Annotated in this window: 12 protein-coding genes, 2 tRNA genes and 3 pseudogenes; 7 read left to right on the forward strand and 10 right to left on the reverse strand. The window is 46.8% G+C overall.

Annotated features, from left to right (window positions below):
- The first annotated feature begins 94 nt into the window (after nucleotides 1–94).
- The gene (locus LBCZ_RS05250) at nucleotides 95–952 is read left to right on the forward strand and encodes a GRP family sugar transporter (RefSeq protein ID WP_025013160.1); all 858 of its coding nucleotides are present in this window, start codon (nucleotides 95–97) and stop codon (nucleotides 950–952) included.
- A 194-nt stretch (nucleotides 953–1,146) separates the two neighbouring features.
- Nucleotides 1,147–2,400 (forward strand): annotated as a pseudogene (locus LBCZ_RS05255) (glucose-6-phosphate isomerase); the annotation flags it as partial.
- Here the strand turns inward: LBCZ_RS05255 and LBCZ_RS05260 are convergent.
- From LBCZ_RS05260 to LBCZ_RS05280, 5 genes and pseudogenes are all read right to left on the reverse strand, one after another.
- Nucleotides 2,390–2,917: pseudogene (locus tag LBCZ_RS05260) on the reverse strand (transposase); the annotation flags it as partial. The pseudogenes LBCZ_RS05255 and LBCZ_RS05260 overlap by 11 nt on opposite strands.
- 190 nt (nucleotides 2,918–3,107) lie before the next feature.
- Nucleotides 3,108–3,395: a putative quinol monooxygenase gene (locus LBCZ_RS05265; RefSeq protein ID WP_010488944.1), complete on the reverse strand. Its 288-nt coding sequence runs from the start codon at nucleotides 3,393–3,395 to the stop codon at nucleotides 3,108–3,110.
- A gap of 277 nt (nucleotides 3,396–3,672) precedes the next feature.
- Nucleotides 3,673–4,524, reverse strand: coding sequence for a DNA/RNA non-specific endonuclease (locus LBCZ_RS05270; protein ID WP_080769645.1), 852 nt, complete (start codon nucleotides 4,522–4,524; stop codon nucleotides 3,673–3,675).
- Nucleotides 4,524–5,282 carry a sunset domain-containing protein gene (locus LBCZ_RS05275; protein ID WP_025013890.1) on the reverse strand — a complete coding sequence of 253 codons (759 nt, stop codon included), beginning with the start codon at nucleotides 5,280–5,282 and terminating at the stop codon, nucleotides 4,524–4,526. Before LBCZ_RS05275 ends, LBCZ_RS05270 begins: the two co-directional genes overlap by 1 nt.
- Before the next feature lie 153 nt (nucleotides 5,283–5,435).
- Nucleotides 5,436–6,595 (reverse strand): annotated as a pseudogene (locus LBCZ_RS05280) (glycosyltransferase family protein).
- A gap of 462 nt (nucleotides 6,596–7,057) precedes the next feature.
- Between LBCZ_RS05280 and LBCZ_RS05285 the strand changes: the two are divergent.
- Together LBCZ_RS05285 and LBCZ_RS05290 are read left to right on the forward strand one after the other, a co-directional pair.
- On the forward strand, nucleotides 7,058–7,975 hold the full coding sequence (locus LBCZ_RS05285; RefSeq protein WP_025013889.1) for a Gfo/Idh/MocA family protein: 918 nt from the start codon (nucleotides 7,058–7,060) through the stop codon (nucleotides 7,973–7,975).
- A 97-nt stretch (nucleotides 7,976–8,072) separates the two neighbouring features.
- On the forward strand, nucleotides 8,073–8,540 hold the full coding sequence (locus LBCZ_RS05290) for a nucleoside deaminase (protein WP_025013888.1): 468 nt from the start codon (nucleotides 8,073–8,075) through the stop codon (nucleotides 8,538–8,540).
- Nucleotides 8,541–8,721: 181 nt separating this feature from the next.
- Here the strand turns inward: LBCZ_RS05290 and LBCZ_RS05295 are convergent, their stop codons facing one another.
- Nucleotides 8,722–10,179: an ISNCY family transposase gene (locus LBCZ_RS05295; RefSeq protein WP_041084716.1), complete on the reverse strand. Its 1,458-nt coding sequence runs from the start codon at nucleotides 10,177–10,179 to the stop codon at nucleotides 8,722–8,724.
- A gap of 177 nt (nucleotides 10,180–10,356) precedes the next feature.
- On the opposite strand from LBCZ_RS05295, the gene LBCZ_RS05300 reads away from it, so the two are divergent.
- Nucleotides 10,357–10,428: transfer RNA gene (locus LBCZ_RS05300), tRNA-Glu, on the forward strand.
- 102 nt (nucleotides 10,429–10,530) lie between these two features.
- Here the strand turns inward: LBCZ_RS05300 and LBCZ_RS05305 are convergent.
- Both LBCZ_RS05305 and LBCZ_RS05310 read right to left on the reverse strand, forming a co-directional pair.
- Entirely contained in the window at nucleotides 10,531–11,367 is an 837-nt protein-coding gene (locus tag LBCZ_RS05305; RefSeq protein ID WP_052253339.1) for a TIGR02391 family protein, read from the reverse strand.
- A gap of 126 nt (nucleotides 11,368–11,493) precedes the next feature.
- Nucleotides 11,494–12,555 carry an IS30 family transposase gene (locus tag LBCZ_RS05310; protein ID WP_039638870.1) on the reverse strand — a complete coding sequence of 354 codons (1,062 nt, stop codon included), beginning with the start codon at nucleotides 12,553–12,555 and terminating at the stop codon, nucleotides 11,494–11,496.
- Between the two features lie 589 nt (nucleotides 12,556–13,144).
- On the opposite strand from LBCZ_RS05310, the gene LBCZ_RS16080 reads away from it, so the two are divergent.
- Nucleotides 13,145–13,282: a hypothetical protein gene (locus LBCZ_RS16080; RefSeq protein WP_010488931.1), complete on the forward strand. Its 138-nt coding sequence runs from the start codon at nucleotides 13,145–13,147 to the stop codon at nucleotides 13,280–13,282.
- Nucleotides 13,283–13,369: 87 nt separating this feature from the next.
- Here the strand turns inward: LBCZ_RS16080 and LBCZ_RS05320 are convergent, their stop codons facing one another.
- Together LBCZ_RS05320 and LBCZ_RS05325 are read right to left on the reverse strand one after the other, a co-directional pair.
- The gene (locus LBCZ_RS05320) at nucleotides 13,370–14,563 is read right to left on the reverse strand and encodes an MDR family MFS transporter (RefSeq protein ID WP_025012652.1); all 1,194 of its coding nucleotides are present in this window, start codon (nucleotides 14,561–14,563) and stop codon (nucleotides 13,370–13,372) included.
- A gap of 257 nt (nucleotides 14,564–14,820) precedes the next feature.
- On the reverse strand, nucleotides 14,821–16,251 hold the full coding sequence (locus tag LBCZ_RS05325) for a C69 family dipeptidase (RefSeq protein ID WP_025012651.1): 1,431 nt from the start codon (nucleotides 16,249–16,251) through the stop codon (nucleotides 14,821–14,823).
- A 126-nt stretch (nucleotides 16,252–16,377) separates the two neighbouring features.
- Between LBCZ_RS05325 and LBCZ_RS05330 the strand changes: the two genes are divergently transcribed.
- Nucleotides 16,378–16,448: transfer RNA gene (locus LBCZ_RS05330), tRNA-Gln, on the forward strand.
- Nucleotides 16,449–16,644 lie beyond the last annotated feature (196 nt).

Consider the following 16,644-nt stretch of genomic DNA (forward strand, 5'->3'; position numbering starts at 1 on the left):
ATTTTTTGGTTGTTTTGCTACTGGAAAACCGATAGAATACTAGCCTGTATTCTATTTTTAGCTTAACCATACGATATATAGAAAGAGGCGCGTTATGGTAATTTTACTTGCGCTGATCCCGATGTTTGCCTGGGGCTCCATTGGTTTGGTCAGTGGAAAACTTGGAGGCAATGCGTATCAGCAAACTTTGGGAATGACGTTTGGCGCGCTGGTTTTCGGCGTTGGAACCTTGCTCGTCATGCACCCGGCGCTAGATAGCAAAACCTGGCTGCTTGGTATTATTTCCGGGCTTTTTTGGGCGTTGGGCCAAGGCCAGCAGTTTCAATCAATGAAGTATATGGGTGTCTCGATGACCATGCCCATCTCCACCGGCATGCAACTCATTGCGACTACACTGGCCGGTGCCCTTTTGTTTCACGAATGGCATAATGGCAGGGATGTAACGCTTGGCATTTTGGCGTTGGCATTGCTGATTATTGGTGCCACGTTAACGTCACGACGCGAACAAAACGATGATGTCACTTCTGCGTCTGGCGTGTCCAAAGGCATCCGGACCTTGCTGATTTCCACAGCTGGGTATGCCGGATACACCATCATCGTCAATGCGGGGCAATTAGGGGCACTGGCGGTGGTCATGCCGCAGTCTCTGGGGATGATCATTGGTGCTTTATTGATGAGCATTGGCCATCAGCCTTTTGCTAAGGCAACTGTCAAAAATATTTTGACCGGGTTGCTTTGGGGCACCGGGAATGTGTTCATGCTCTTATCCATGGCGAAAGTCGGGTTGGCAGTTTCTTACTCGCTTTCACAAATGGGGATCGTGATTTCGACATTTGGCTCCATTTACTTACTCGGCGAACGTAAGACGCACAAGGAAATGGTCTGGGTCAGCTGGGGTTCGGCACTCGTCATTCTCGGCGGCGTTGTGCTGGGCATCATGAAAGCAAAGTAATCTGATGAGAAGTTGCCGGATTGCTTGCTTTTTTACAAATTCAATTTTAAAGTTAACTTGTTAGAGTGTGAATTTGAACAGCGCCCTTTGTTGGTGAAAATTTTGTTTGGAAGCGGTACCGCAATCTTTTTATGATGGCGGTCAAAGCAAAAGTTTTGGCGGCAATTGACGTATTTAGAGGAGGAACGCACACGATGTCATACATCAAATTTGATTCATCTAAGCTGGACAAGTTCGTTCATGCCAATGAGCTTGAACAGATGCAGCCGTTGGTAACTGCAGCTGACAAGGAATTGCGTGAAGGAACCGGTGCTGGTAAGGATTTCCGCGGTTTTCTTGATTTGCCGGTTAATTATGATAAAGATGAGTTTGCCCGGATCAAGGCAGCAGCCAAGAAGATTCAGGGCAACTCACAGGTCTTCGTTGCGATCGGGATTGGCGGTTCTTATTTAGGCGCACGGATGGCCGTTGATTTTCTTTCCCAGACCTTCCGCAACCTTGATCCTGATTTGAAGTTTCCAGAGGTTTATTTTGCCGGTAACTCAATTTCCGGTACTTATCTGGCTGACTTGCTCGACATCATTGGTGATCGCGACTTCTCGATCAATGTCATCAGCAAGTCCGGTACGACAACCGAACCTTCAATTGCTTTCCGCATTTTGAAGGCCAAGTTAATTGAAAAGTATGGCAAAGAAGGCGCCAAGGAACGGATCTACGCCACAACCGATCGGGCCAAGGGTGCTTTGAAGCAAGAAGCTGACGCTGAAGGCTACGAAGAATTCGTTGTGCCGGATGATGTTGGCGGCCGCTTCTCCGTCATGTCTGCGGTGGGTCTGTTACCAATTGCCGTAGCTGGCGGCGATATCGATGAAATGATGCGCGGACTCGGCGATGGTCGCAAAGCCTATGCATCAGCTGATCTGAAAGAAAACGAAGCTTATCAATACGCCGCTTTGCGGAACATCCTGTATCGCAAAGGCTACACCACCGAATTGCTGGAAAACTACGAACCAACGCTTCAGTACCTTGGCGAATGGTGGAAACAATTGATGGGTGAATCTGAAGGTAAAGACCAAAAGGGGATATATCCTTCAAGCGCCAACTTCAGTACCGACCTTCACAGTCTCGGCCAGTACATCCAAGAAGGCTTGCGCAACTTAATGGAAACCGTTGTTTGGGTTGAAGAACCTAACCGCGATCTGACCATTCCAGACGACGCCCAGAACCTTGACGGCCTTGGCTATCTCGCTGGCAAGAAGATGTCCTTTGTCAACCGCAAAGCCTATGAAGGTGTTGTTTTGGCACACACCGATGGCGGCGTACCGGTTATGACCGTCTCCATTCCTAAACAAGATGCCTACACCTTGGGCTATCTGATCTACTTCTTTGAAGCAGCCGTTTCAATCTCCGGCTACCTGAATGGTATCAACCCATTCAACCAGCCAGGCGCTTAGCCTTGGTGTGGTGCTGGTGAGAGGTCTTCCGCTTAGTCTTCTCCAACAGGTCGATATTTCGAATCTCTAGGCGTTGGTCGTCAATGTACTGGTACAAAGTCGAGGCACAAACAAGCTCTTCAGGAGTAAACAGCTTGTGTCGCTTGGCATAGCCGATTGAAGCATCCGGCGACCATTTGTCCTGCTTAGCTCGCTGTACGTACCAGGCTAAGAAGACCTGTACGCTGGCGAACTTGTCAGGACGATGGCAGCTCAAGCGTGCAGTCTCGTAACGTGCCTGAGCAGCCTCTGGCAGGTATTGTCGATGGTAGACGCGCTTGCCATTACTCTTCTTGACCTGATCTACTGTACCTCGCTTGATTTCATTATTAATGGTCTGCGGGCAGACGCCAATTTCAGCAGCAATCCAACGATTGGACTTCCCAGCTTGGTGGAATCCGGCCACTTTTCCGCGCTCGAGTGATGTTAAGTGCTGACCTTTTTGGCGGTGTGTGCTATCCTGTTTCTGCATCAAGACAATATCCTCTTCCATTGTTTGTGTAGGAACTTCAATGATACAGGATATCTGTTCTTGATGTTTTTTATTGTCCAAAAAATTTTGAGACAGTGGCTAACTTGATTCTAAAATGCGCGAGAAACATGTAACGTTAAAGTTCGCTTGCAAAACGATAAACTACTCGTATCTTTCGCCCAAATATCAATTACTCCGCATAATCCATCCGCACAATCTCAAGCGGTTCCGCCAAAAAGTCGTCAATCCCCGCCAGAAACTTTTGAAAATGCGCCGTTTGGTTATGTAGTTCGACAGCTGCGGCGTCTTGCCAATGCTCGATGATTTCATATTTGTTGGGGTCGGTGAGGCTTTGGAAGTGATCGTAGCTAAGATTGCCAGCCTCGGCACGTGATCCTTCGACCAGCAGACTGATGAAGTGACGATACTTGTCCGTCAGTTCCGGTTTTACCTTTAGCGTGACATTAATGACTTTCATTTGAATCCTCCTAAGGGGTTTGGGTTTGTTGTGGCGTAATGTATTGACAAAGGCGTTTAAAAAGACGCCTTAACATAATTTCATTATACCCGATTACTAGCAATTTACCGCGTCATAATTGTTGCAAGCGGGTGAGATCATAGCTGAATGATGGGGCTGTGCCAAAAGTGATTTGGAACATCACGAACGAACCCACTTCAACAATTGTAAATGGCCGAAGAAAAAAGCCGTGCCGACAAATGTCGTCTAACGGCTTTCAGTAAAGAATTCTTGTGTTTTAATTTTTGGTACTGGTACCATCTGCGTAATTGATGGTGTAACCCGGCTCAACATTGAAGATATAAACGTTGAATCGAACTGTGTCATCGCCAACGCTTTGCGCCCGCATTTGGACGCCACGGGCAACGAGCTCATTGCCGCGGAAGATTGGCTTGACTTCATAACGTACGTAATGCTGGCTGTTTTGTTTAAGGTAGTAGGCGATATCCATCTCATGGGCTAACATGAGTGGACTGTTAAGTGTTTGGGTTCCCGTCATCAGGTTCTTAGGATTGTTATTTTCGCCAGTCAGCTGGTAACCGATCAGATGGCTACGATTATAGAGCCATCCGTGTGCTGTCTTTTTGTTGTGCCAGCCGGTTGGATTCCAGGTGAGGGGTTCCCGTTTGGCTGAGGGCATCAGCGATTTATTCAAAAGTGCATTCGCATCGGTGACGCGATTTTGGCTGTCTAAATCGCTGTAAGTTGCCCAGGCATCCTTTGCTGTGGAAAGGTCACTTTTGTTAAAAGCGGGGTCATTGTTGTTGACGGTTATTTCTTGTTGGCCGGTGTAGTCAAGGTTAGCTAAGTTTCTGGTATCCGGAGAACTACTCGGGGCCTCCGATGCTTTTGCTTCTGGTTCCTGCTTATTTAGGGCTGTTTTGAGCTTGCTGACCTGTTCATGTTTGTCAGTGATCGCATCGTCAAGGCTGCTGATAGCTGACGCGGTTTTCTTGTTAAGCTTGGTCTGGCTGGCCACCGGATCGACCACTGTTTTGGCTGATTTTGAGCTGCTTTCAGAACTGCAGCCGACTAACAGGACACCCAGAACAACTAAGGAGGTGAGGTATTTCATTATCTTTCTTTTCATCATCGCAGCGCCTTTCGATAACCTGCCGCTTGTGCTTCGGCTTCAGTGTTGAAATAAACGGCATTAGCAGAATTCATACGATATCCCGCCTGGCCGGGAACATGATAGATCTTGCTACGGCTATTGCCGACAATCGTTCCCTGATCGCCTGTATTCATATCGCCTTGATTGGTAGGCGCCTGTTGCTGAGTTGTGGCAGCCTGTTGTTGCTGCTGTTGCTGCTGTTGTGCTGCAGATTTCTTTGCTTCTTCTGCCTGCTGTTTAGCTGCCGCAGCGGCTGCGGCAGCTTGAGATGAAGAAGCTGCCTGTGCAGATGACGCGGCGACTTTACTGGCTGATGCTTCCCGGGACGCTGATTCTGAAGCTGCCGAAGATGCTGATTCTTCAACGGCTCGTGATGATGAGGCACGGGCGTCAAGCTGGTCTTCCAGCTTGGTTTGTTCCTTCTTCAGTGCCTTTAATTCTGAAGACTTCTTAGCCTTGGCTGCTAACAAAACCTTGCCACGTGCTTTTTCCGATTTTAAAAGACTTTTCTGCTTTGCAGTCAGTTTCTTGGTGGTTGTTTGCGCTGATGAAGCTGTTGATGGTTTTGTGTCGACCATCGGACTGCCCACAAACATGAGCACAATGCCGCCGATCAATATAATAAGGTTGAAACGTTTCGTTAATGGATGCTTGCGTTGCCGCACCAAACGAATCGTGCCCCAGACTGTACCAATCAGTCCGAGCATGACAAATAAATTGCCCAGTGTTGACATTTTTCTCCTCCAAATTCCCTAGTGACAATTGTACGAATATTGCGATTAAAAAATATTCGTATGAACTTATTTCTAAAGTTTATTTTCCCAGAAAAAAAGCCCAACGGCAAGCGTCGGACTTAATTTTTGACTTATGACTGCGTCGGATTCAATTTATGACTTTACAACGTCAACATTGGCATAAAGATTGGCGATAATCGCTAACATATCTTTTTCGGTGCGTTCCCAGCTGATGGTTTTCAGATAGGCTTGGGCTTTTTCAATGTGCTGCGTGATCATATCAGGATGTGCACATGCTGCCTGAAGCGTTTTGGCAAGATCACGCTCGTCAAGATGACAAGAGAAGTAGGTATTGTCTTTCAAGAAGTAACTGCCAGTACCTTCTTTGAAATCAATCAAGGGAAGACCGGCGCTCATCATTTCGTAAGGAACCAAGGAGAAATTAGTCATCGAAGTTGCAATGCCAAAATCGGCTTCGTGATAAAGCTGATTGAGCTCTGGTGGCGTGAGTTTTCCGAGATTCTCACCATTAATAAAGCGTTTGCTACGGCCAGTTCCGAAATAATTGATTTTGAGGTCAATACCCTTAGCTCGCAAAAGGTGGCGGCAATTTTCGAGGACAATTTGAATTGTGACAGGTGCTCGACGTGGACTGCTCCATTTGGTGTAAATAGCCAACTTAATTTGCTGTTTTTTTGGATATGGAGCGGTGTCGCGTTCTTTAAATGGGTATCGAGCAACATCGACTGGGAAATTGATGACGTCAATTGGACTGTTGACTTGGCAATGCGTTGTGATCATATGGGCGCACCAAGGCCCAAGCGTCACCATGTGCAAGCCAAGACTGTAAGTACGTCGGGCCATCTGGTAGCGGTCGCCGTAAGGGTAAAAATACGGTTCGTAGTCCTGGACAAAGTACATCTTGTAGCCGGGTTTGTTTTTAATGATGTAAACCGATTCCCATAAAGTAGCGATCCAGATGTCAGATTGGTGCGATTCGAGTTCGCCCATAGGCAAGCATGTGCCTTTATAGCCAGGGTAATTAAATTCGGCGTTTTGAATCATTTCGTCTTGGCTTTGCGGGACATAGCTGAGGTAATAAACGTCATAACCCGCGTCGGCCAGAAGCGTGCCTAAGTGCAACATGGTTGTTTGGCCGCCATCATAACCGATGATTCCGGTTGAGACAAACGTTATTCGATTACCACGCGGCTTAGTCTGATCGGCCGGTCATTGAAATATTTAAGTATCTGATTATACTGATGAATGCTGCCATCAGGGGCATCATTAAATTTAGTTTTTGCAGGTTTCACAGCCGTTCCTCCTATCAATTGGCATACTGAGCATGTAGGCCACAAGCAGAAAAATGGGTAGAAAAAAGAGGCCTGATGCCACTGTTGTTTTTACAGCAGCAGTACCCGTTTAATGAAAAGATTCTGCGAAGACCTAATGTTTAATTTAGTTTACATAATAACCGTAAGCCAAATATCAAAAATTTTCAAGTTTGCCCGGAACAGAGTGCGTGACTGAGCGCGGTTATAAGTCGGTCTGGAGGAGAGCTCGACCATTGCGACAGAGGCTTCTGCATGCTGACTTTCGCGCGGACAATCGTATTTCAGAGCTGTATGATTAAAAAGTCTAAAGACATTATGAGGGTTATACAGAAAACTTAGAAGATAGCCAATATAAAAATCCTAATAAATGCTTATCTTTACCCTTGAAGAGGCCTGTGCTAGTGTGAGAGTATCCATATCAATGAAAGAACAGGTGAAGTTATGTTAACGATTGGTGTCATGGGCTTGGGCTCAATTGCCCAAAAAGCATATTTACCGGTTTATGCACAAATGCAAGATCAAGTGCAGTGGCTGTTGAGCACCCGCGATGAAGATAAATTACAACAACTGTCAAAGCAATATGGGCTGGCTGCGGCGGGGAATTCGCTGGAAGCGTTAGACGCAAAGCAGCTTGATGCGGTCATGATTCACACGCCAACAGAAACTCACTATCAATATGTCAAGCACTTTTTGGAAAAGGGCGTGCATGTCTTTGTCGATAAGCCACTAGCAACCGATATGGGACAAGTTAATGAACTTTATGACTTGGCCGAATCCCAGCACGTGATGTTGACGGTCGGGTTTAATCGTCGGTTTGCCCCAATGATTCAGGATCTGGCCCAGGTGGCAGATAAGACCGGTGTGCGCGTCGACAAGAACAGGATTGACGCACTTGATGACACAAAACATGCCTTGTGGGATCTCTTCATTCATCCAGTGGACACAGCGCTAATGTTGGCGGGTTATCCTGAAAAACCCAACACGCGATATGCGTTGCATACAACTTCAGATGGTCAACTTCAACAGGCAAGCGTGACCTTCACCGCGCCTGGCATTCGTGGTGAGGCCGGTATTGATTTGCAGGCCGGCACCAACCTTGAAGAAGCGCAAGTTGCGTCTCCGAGTGGCGTCCAAAGAGTGCAGAATTTAGATCAGCTGGTTGTTTATGGACGTGGCGGTGCGTCACAAACATTTGCGCCGAATTGGCAGCCAATGCTGGAGACACGTGGCTTCGCTTCAATTGTTCAAGCCTTCGTACAGGCTGTCGCCGATCCAGACAGCAAGAATCCGGTATCACCTGCGACCAGTCAGCTGGCACATGCTGTTGTCGCGGATCTGGTTAATCAGATTCAAGAATGATCGCTATTTTCATGGATTGCTAGTTGAGAGACTATTTAAAATAGCGCCAACTAGCAGGTGACCACTCTGCTTAGTTTGTCATGGAGGACCAAGATATATGTATCAAAAATCGTTTATGGAAATTGCCGATGAAGAAGCGCGTGTCAATGTTAATGGATCAGATGGCGGTCCTTTTGGTTGCGTCATCGTCAAGGACGGGAAGATCGTGAGTCGCGCTCATAATCAGGTTTTGGTCGATCACGATCCGACTGCACACGGTGAAATTACTGCCATCAGAAAAGCCGGGCAAGCGCCGGGAACTCATGATCTGTCCGGTTGCGAGCTTTATACTTCGGCGATGCCGTGTCCAATGTGCCTTAGTGCGATCATCTGGGCCAATATCAAACAGGTTTATTATGGCAACGCGGCGGATGACGCTGCTGCGATCGGTTTCAGGGATGCAGCCATCTATGACTTCATTAACGATGGGCTGAAAGGGAAGATGCTTTCGTTGAGTCAGCATGATCGGGATATGACGATTGGTGCTTTTAAAGCGTATCAAGTGGCCCAAAAGAAACTGTATTAGTTGTGCAAGTGCTGCCATTGGTTTGCAAGGTGCGGCGCGGACAGTATGCCAGGCTATGAGGGGATCGCTTGCGGTCGACAGATGGTTTTGTATTGGCCAAATACAGTGTCAAGCGATTTTCGACTTTGACAGTAAATTCCATAAAACATGCGTCCGAAAACTGGACGCGAGATGATCCTGATTAGACTTGAATCGCTTGTGAATTCTTGTATGGATATCGTTCGGCGACCAACTGTTTAACCCTTGTCCTGTTAATGCCAAGAGAATCAAGGTAATCGCGATAGTTGGTGCGGCGCCACGGATGCGTAATTGCCGGGATTTTCTTGGTTCGTTTAGGAGTTGGTGCCGCAGCTGGCGTAAGATCGAATTTGGCTGACATGAACTGTTCTTTTGGCACACAGAAAAGATCGTACACCTGGTCATCATCAGTGGTCATATAAAGTCTGCCCGTGAAGCTTCTGATGACTAAGACCTTTGTATGCGGTGGTAAGTAAACCAATTCGCCATTCCGGTGTGGCAGATAGCGTTTGTTATCAAAGCGAACACAATGTCCGTGGCCGATGCTGCGTTCATTGGCAATGATCAAAATATTGTCAATTTCCTTGGGTGTTAGTTGCTTCTCAAACACCGACATGCTACTTTTGATGGTAGATGCGAAGCGGTCATTGTAACGCTTGATAAAGCCGACCAAAAACCGATTGGCATCTGCGATTGTGGTGATGTTATGCAACCGCAGTTCACTTGTGAGCCGATCTTGAAAAGTCTCCAGAAGACGTTCTATACGGCCTTTGGCTTGCGGAATACTGGTGGCCGAAAGTTCTGTTCCAAGTGTCTGGCAGGCATAACCGAAACGTGTAAGAGGGTTCTCGGTCGAAGGTGAGCCCTCTTTTTTGTTGCTGTTAAACACGGTGCGCCGATCCGTTAGGAATTCTGCTGGAGCGCCATAATCGCGAAGGACTTGGGCAAACACATGATAATAGCCGCTGAGTGTTTCTTGTTTGGCAAAGTAGCCGCCGACAACGTTCCCGGACTGATCATCAATGGCTGCGTGTAAGGTGGTTTTTTGAGTACCAAACCAATACTCCCAGGAAGCATCCATTTGTACCTGTTCACCAGAATAATGTTTCCGAGGACGTTCTGGATGGGCTTTGATGTTTTCAACGACCTCGATGGCTGACAAGGTGGCTTCATCACGTTTGGATAGGAGCTTGGCCTTCTTTTCTTTCTCTTTTAACTCACGCTTGACCCGACGTTTCGTGGCCTTGTGGGCTTTGGGTGAAAGGATGTGGTGGTGTCTGAATAAGAGCCGGAGTGAGGATTCGGAGATGGCGATTTGTTCGGCAGTGGTTAAGAACTCGTGGAAATGAGCGATGTTGAAACCGGCATACTTGTTGGTGTACAGATGAATGATCTGGCGTTCGAGTTGCGCGTTGCGTTTGTTGGCAGGCTCACGGCCGGCATTACCATGGATAAAGCCGTCTTTGCCTTGTTGCTTGTAAAGCTTGATCAGTCGGTAGATGGTTCGTTCGGAGCGCTTGAGCTTAACGGCTGCGCGTTGCACGGAGGTCTTACCATTGACCACTGCTTTGATGACTCGGTAACGTTCTTCTTCTTTCATTGTTAAGACAACCTTCTTCATGTGATTCCTCCTAGATGTATCTTCTAAGAGGTTACAGTTTTTGTGACACTTTGGCTAACTGCTTACTTAAGACAATATCGCTTGCGGTCGACAAAATGGCTTTGTATTGGCCAAAATACAGTTGACTTTTTCAAGGTTTCCTGTAGAATAGTTTGGGTACGATAAAGCGCCACTCATTGCCCGTTGGTCAAGGGGTTAAGACGCCGCGTTCTCAGCGCGGAAACACGGGTTCGAATCCCGTACGGGTGAGAAATAGAATCAACCAGATAAAACGGAACCCTCAAAATGCCTTTATAACGGTGTTTTGAGGGTTTTTGCTTTGGGGGCAAAGGTCGGATCTGAACTATTATATTACTCGTCCCACCCTCGAACGTCCATTACATTGTCTAAGATGCGGTGAGCTTTAGAGATCATGACAAAGGCAGAAACGGCATCATCGATATTCTTTTCATCATAGAGTTTCGGATGGTGCGCTTGAGGATTTCTATACATGTACACGATTGTTTTCAATAAGGCTGAAATTGCAAAGTACATGTCCCGTTCATCAGCGGTTTGAAGCCGATTGTTACGAAGAAAAAGAATTGGGGCTCGGAGAGAAAACGATTTTTCGATGAGGGGGGTGCCATCTAGCTGAAGACCAGAAAGAGATTGAATTCGGGACATTAATCCTTTGCTTGCTTCAAAGATTGCGTGGAAATAATCCTCTCTTAAAAGTTCTTCACGGCAGAACATCATCACTCTTCTGTCAAGCTTTAATGGGGTCAATCTATTTGATAATGATTGAGTCCGTTCTAGCGCTTCGGTCATAGTGTTTGCTGCACTGACTTGGTTTATAAGACCATCATCACCTAACTCATAACTATTAAAGATTAGTATTTCGTTAATTGACTGGCGGAGATTTCGCCACTGACCTGGTTGCTTTATGTATCGAGCGGGGTTGGCGACGTATTGGATAACATTCCAAAGCGGAGCGTGATTGCCATATACATCATGGATTTTTGCGATAATTGATTCATTGATGCGACGCCATTTTGTGGTATTCGTTAAATTTGGGTTTGATACTCGGCGATCATTGTCAAAATCGTAGAGAGAAAGATTTTCGAGCATTGATGTTATTTCAGAACCTGTTAATTCCCTTCCAAGTACTTTAGCTATTTGTTCGATTGTTGCTTCTGTAATTTTTTTCAATATTTACTCTCCCAATTTATGATTAGTGTATCCAGAAAAATTTTACACCCAAATTGCAAGAACAAGTTAGCCGGGGTGTTGAGACACTCCCAAGAACAGCCTGTTATCTTATGAGTGGTTCATTGTTTAGCTTACGTGTTGTGCTGAACGCCGAGTCCGGCGCACTTCGGTCTCAAAACACTCCTGGGGGCCACGGTAGTCTAGCTTTCTCCGGGGAAGCCCGTTAAGACGGTCTTGGGTAGCCAGCACCTGGCTGGGACTAACATCATCCAGCGACTCGCCTTTTGGGTAGTCACGTCTAATCATGCGATTGTGGGCCTCGTTGGAGCCGCGATCGCATGAGGTGTATGAATGCGCGTAGAAGATGTCTGTATCTGTGTCCTCAAAGGCCTTATCCAGAGTCGAGAACTCCGGGCCATTGTCTGCGGTAATCGTGCGCAGACAGTCACCCCACTCAAGCTTGATTTCTCGTAACGCAAACTCCACAGAGTCCGAGTCTCGGCCGTCGATCAGTCGGAGAAGTTGGCAACGAGTCTTCCGCTCAATCAGGCTAAGGATGACGCTCTCACGGCCATTGCGTTTCCCGACAACGGTATCCATCTCCCAATGTCCGAACTGCTTGCGGCGTTCGACAGCCTTAGGACGCTCCTCAATACTGCGGCCGGCTAGGCGCTTATGCTTAGTGCTCTTGTGTTGCTTGGTCCGCCGATTTGCCTTCTCCACGAGATCGATGTTCCGAATTTCTAAGCGTTGATCATCGATGTAGCGATATAAAGTGGTTGTGCACACCATCTCCTCAGGGGTGAATAGCTTGGCTCGCCGTGCGGCGCCAACGGCTGCATCAGGCGACCAGTGTTCAGTCTTGGCCTGATTAACGTACCAGGCCAGGAAGTGGCTTGTAGCGGCGAATTTATCCGGCCTATGACAATTCAGACGTGCGGTCTCATAGCGCGTCTGAGCAGCTTCAGGACTATATTCCGTATGATAGATCAGTTTGCCATTAATGCGCTTAGCCTGCTTGACAGTCCCTCGGTCAATCTCATTATTGATGGTTTGATGGCAGACGCCAATTTTGGCAGCAATTTCGCGTTTGGAGGTGCCGGTGGCGTAAAGTTCTGCAATTCTACCGCGTTCCATTTGAGACAAATGATGACCTGGTTGACGACGTGTGATATCCTGTTCATGCATCAGGACAATACCTCTTTCATTGTTTGTGTTGGAACTTCAATGATACAGGATATCTGTTCTTGATGTTTTTTATTGTCCCAAATTTGTAATAAAAGTGGCTAACTTGATTTTGAAACGCGCGAAAAATTTTACATTGCTTTGGCAAAAAATAAAAGCACTTTGGTTCTCGAAAATTTGCGGAAAATAGCTGACGCGTGATATCAAGCAGCAGTTCGTGAGCTAATGGACAGAAAAAAGCTTGACGATCAGTGAAAATGGCAGATTAAACAAAATCGATGAAAAATGCTCTATTTGTGCAAATTGATATCTTGAATTTTTAAAGAGATGCCTGCGGACGCGGGTAGGAAAATCACCAGTGTATGTTGACGATCGTAAAACTTGGTAGTAATTATCTGGAATTGACCTCGAGACTATTGCCGACGTTAATCTGCTTTGACTAACCAGCATGGTGAAAGACAGTGATTGATGGTACGAATTTTTGACTTTTTTCGACAACTCTCTACCCCTTGACAACTGTTCTATCATAGACAATGTAGGGTTCTCGCATAATATGCAGAACCAAACGATTGAAAATGGAGGCGACGGCATCATGCAATATCGAATTCAACTCGATACTAAAAACCAGTTGTTTGTGGCGATTGATGCGCATGACCAGAATCATTTTGGAACTGGTCGAACGATTGAACAAGCCATTCATAATTTAAAAGCGACAAACAAAGCCGCATAATAAAACCCCATCCGTCGTTGGCATGAACTTAACTGCCAATGGTGCGGATGGGGGCTTTTTTTGTGGTCGGTACTGAAAATTAGAACCTTACTGATAGCGAGCCAAGTCGTGGCGAGTTTTTAGCCAGATGAAGAGGAGAATAGCGACTAGAGTGAAGACGCCGATGGCTGCGATGATGAAGAGACTGCGGTAGCTGAGCCAGTCGATGACAAGGCCACCAAAAAGCGGTCCGAGTGCACGGCCAACGGATCCCCAGGAGTTTACGAAGCCTTGATAACGGCCTTTGATAGCGCGCGGCGTCAGATCATTGACCAAGGCGGGAATCGCAGGGGAGGCGGTGGCTTCACCGGTGGTTAGCGCGATCATGGCGATGACGAAGAAGCTATATGTTCGCGCAGTGATGAGGATGAGGAAGGATATGGCGACCATCACCAGGCCAAACAGGATTTGGTAGATAATGCGAATCCCATTCACGTGTTCATTGAACCAATTCAAAAAGAGTTGAATGAACACAATTAGCGCAGCGTTGAGCGTCCATAAGAAGCTGTAGTTGCGCAGTGGAATGCCGAGGCTTGTCATGTAAACCGATAAGTTTGAAGACCATTGCTGGTACATCAACCAAAAAACCAATAGCGCAAAGAAGAAAGTCGTCAGCATCAATTTGTTTGCGGCTGGTAAAGATGGCTTCTCTGCTGTTGCGGTAACTTCTTTTGGCTGGGCCTGGGGTATTTTTGCAGCTGGCCGAAACTTTGTGAGCACGACTGTGAAGAATAATGAATATAAAATGACAGCGATTAAAAACAGTAAGGTTACGCTGATATCATAGACAAATCCGACCAAAGCCGTTCCGATCACAACGCCGACATTTTGGGCGAAATATAACATGGTAAAAACGTAGCGGCCGTCTTTTGAACGTAAACTGGTTCCCAGTGAGTTGACCATGGTAATGTTCCAACCGGATCCGATACCGAGTAAGGTTAGCCAAATGCAATAGGCAGGCCACCCGTGCCAAAAAGTCAGGCCAATGAGTACAAGTCCGGTGAGACCGACGCCGAACAGGGTTAACCGGTATGGATCCCCTTGATCGTATAGACGTCCGCCAACAATGCTGCCGATGACGCTACCCAGTGAGTTCAGTAACAAGACAATCCCGATGATCGTTAACGAGATCCCCAGACGATTATGTAGATAAATACTGGTTGGTGGCCAGATGAAACTCATCCCGATGCTACTTAACAGTGCTCCTGTAAGCAGCCAGCGTAACCTGATTTTGTGCGCCATCAACATTGCCTCCTTACCTGATTAATTATGGCCACTGCCGAATTTGGCAATAACGCAATAATGTCATGGTACGTCAAGCCTTGGCATGGGGTCAATTGCGTTTTTACGAAAAGTAGCGTTTTTGCACTAACAGAGAAAATAGCCAATATGAAACGATAAAAAAACATCCTCGCTCACAAAACAGCAAGGATGTTTTCTAATTGACGGATTCAAAAATCATTGAATGCGTGGTACCTTTTTTGGCTTAAAAAACGTGATTAAAGGTTCTTATCCATGTTAAAGGTGAGCTTCGATAACTTCAGACTTTCCATGACATAATCGTTAATTAAAGCCTTAGTCGCTGCCTTGGTGTGGGCAACGATTTTATAGTTGGCCTCGGTTAGATACTGCGTTAATTCCTTGGCACCAAGCTCTTTGGCGCCTTCGTCAAAGGATTGAAGCATTTCGCGATAATCGCGATTGAGAGCTGTCAGATAATCGCGATCAGCCTGAATGAATTGGGTATAATGCGCCTCTACCAGGACATCGAGCAGGCGATGCAGCCAGTACGCGGAGTCAGCGTCGAGATCGAAGGTTTTCGGCGTTTTCGAATAGCTAGGATCCGTGTCATTGGCGTTGCAGTAGAACGGTACATATGGACTGAAGGTCGGCATGCCGATTGCCAGCCACATGATAGCAGCCAAGCCTTCCTGAACGTCACTACGCAGTTGCAGGATGTGGGAATTTTGGGTGCGGTTTAAGCCGATCGGACGATAGCGGAAGCGGTCGGCATCCGCACCGTGGCCATAAGGATCAAAAGGCGTCTCGTTGTAATGACTGCCAAGAATCTGGGCAATATCTTCGCGAGTGATCAGATGGTCGGTCCGCATGATAAACGGTAAGTCAGCTGATTCAGGATCTGCCGCGATTTCCGGATTGAGCAGCTTGTGACCGTACCAAACCCGCGGCGTGTTATAGTGGCGATCTTTTTCATTCATCGTGCCGAAAATGTGGCGGAAGTTCCAACCTTCTTTGTCGGTATTGAGATGATGGTCTTCAACAAATTCCTGAATGCCTTCGCTCCAGGCAAAATTGTCGGTGTCTTCGAAGTCAACCTGCTGAATGGCAACTTGATTGGCCGCAATGGCATAAGCGTCGTCAGGGATACGCTGAGCGACCCAGTGATGGCCGGTGACGATTTCCATGTACCAGACACTGTCTTTGTCAGAGAACAGGACAGAATTACCTGCGGGCGAACCGTATTGTTTGATCAGCTGGCCGAGGTATTCAACGCCATGGCGCGCGGATTCGATGAATGGCAGCACCATGTTAACGATCAGATCTTCATCAAGACCGTCTTTGACAAGCGGATCGAAGCCCAACGCCCGTTCATTACCGTAAGTACTTTCGGTTGCGGACATCGCGACATTGCGCTCGTTGATACCACTTTCTTCGTAGTCGCCGAGCTTATCATTTTCAACATTAGGAACGGCATTATAGCGATAACCATTTTCCGGCAAGTCCGCCTCAAACCCATTAAGCGGTGACTTGACGTGTAATGATTTTTCGCCTTTCCATCCAGCGTGCATATAGAAACGTTGCGGTGTCAAGGGACTAAACGTATCATCGTTACGAGCGATCATCGTTGAACCGTCGATACTGGCCTTCTTACCAACCAGAATCGAAGAGCATGCAGATTCAATTTTCATTCTTGCGCCTCACTTCTTAAGTATTGGTAACAGTTTACGACAGAATCAATTTTTTTGCACCTCCGTAAAAAAAGTCGTTGACAACCGCGCAAATCTTTTTTAAGATATTATTCGTTGTTAAGTTACTGGGTAGTAGCGAAGTGGTAACGCAGTGGACTCTGAATCCATAATCATAGGTTCGATCCCTATCTACCCAATCCTGGATACGACAATAGCTTATCGATAAGAGCAGAAGCCTTGATAAAAAGGTTTCTGTTTTTTTCGTTTACCGTAAACAAGGATTTATTTCAGGAAATTGAGACATGATTGAGACAAGCTTCATGCTCCTGAAAATGCTGTTAGGAGCCGGTGAGCACGTCATGGTGATGTTGCAAGCCGCGGATATACTCACTT

Origin of the sequence: Lacticaseibacillus casei DSM 20011 = JCM 1134 = ATCC 393 (genome assembly GCF_000829055.1) — a bacterium.
Classification (GTDB): Bacteria; Bacillota; Bacilli; order Lactobacillales; family Lactobacillaceae; genus Lacticaseibacillus; species Lacticaseibacillus casei.

What these genes read in the sequence shown, in the direction of transcription:
- LBCZ_RS05270 (WP_080769645.1), bottom strand. Translation starts at nt 4,524, where the DNA reads ATGAAAAGAAAGATAATGAAATACCTCACCTCCTTAGTTGTTCTGGGT.
- LBCZ_RS05250 (WP_025013160.1), top strand. Translation starts at nt 95, where the DNA reads ATGGTAATTTTACTTGCGCTGATCCCGATGTTTGCCTGGGGCTCCATT.
- LBCZ_RS05265 (WP_010488944.1), bottom strand. Translation starts at nt 3,395, where the DNA reads ATGAAAGTCATTAATGTCACGCTAAAGGTAAAACCGGAACTGACGGAC.
- LBCZ_RS05310 (WP_039638870.1), bottom strand. Translation starts at nt 12,555, where the DNA reads ATGCATGAACAGGATATCACACGTCGTCAACCAGGTCATCATTTGTCT.
- LBCZ_RS05275 (WP_025013890.1), bottom strand. Translation starts at nt 5,282, where the DNA reads ATGTCAACACTGGGCAATTTATTTGTCATGCTCGGACTGATTGGTACA.
- LBCZ_RS05320 (WP_025012652.1), bottom strand. Translation starts at nt 14,563, where the DNA reads ATGGCGCACAAAATCAGGTTACGCTGGCTGCTTACAGGAGCACTGTTA.
- LBCZ_RS05325 (WP_025012651.1), bottom strand. Translation starts at nt 16,251, where the DNA reads ATGAAAATTGAATCTGCATGCTCTTCGATTCTGGTTGGTAAGAAGGCC.
- LBCZ_RS16080 (WP_010488931.1), top strand. Translation starts at nt 13,145, where the DNA reads ATGCAATATCGAATTCAACTCGATACTAAAAACCAGTTGTTTGTGGCG.
- LBCZ_RS05295 (WP_041084716.1), bottom strand. Translation starts at nt 10,179, where the DNA reads ATGAAGAAGGTTGTCTTAACAATGAAAGAAGAAGAACGTTACCGAGTC.
- LBCZ_RS05285 (WP_025013889.1), top strand. Translation starts at nt 7,058, where the DNA reads ATGTTAACGATTGGTGTCATGGGCTTGGGCTCAATTGCCCAAAAAGCA.
- LBCZ_RS05290 (WP_025013888.1), top strand. Translation starts at nt 8,073, where the DNA reads ATGTATCAAAAATCGTTTATGGAAATTGCCGATGAAGAAGCGCGTGTC.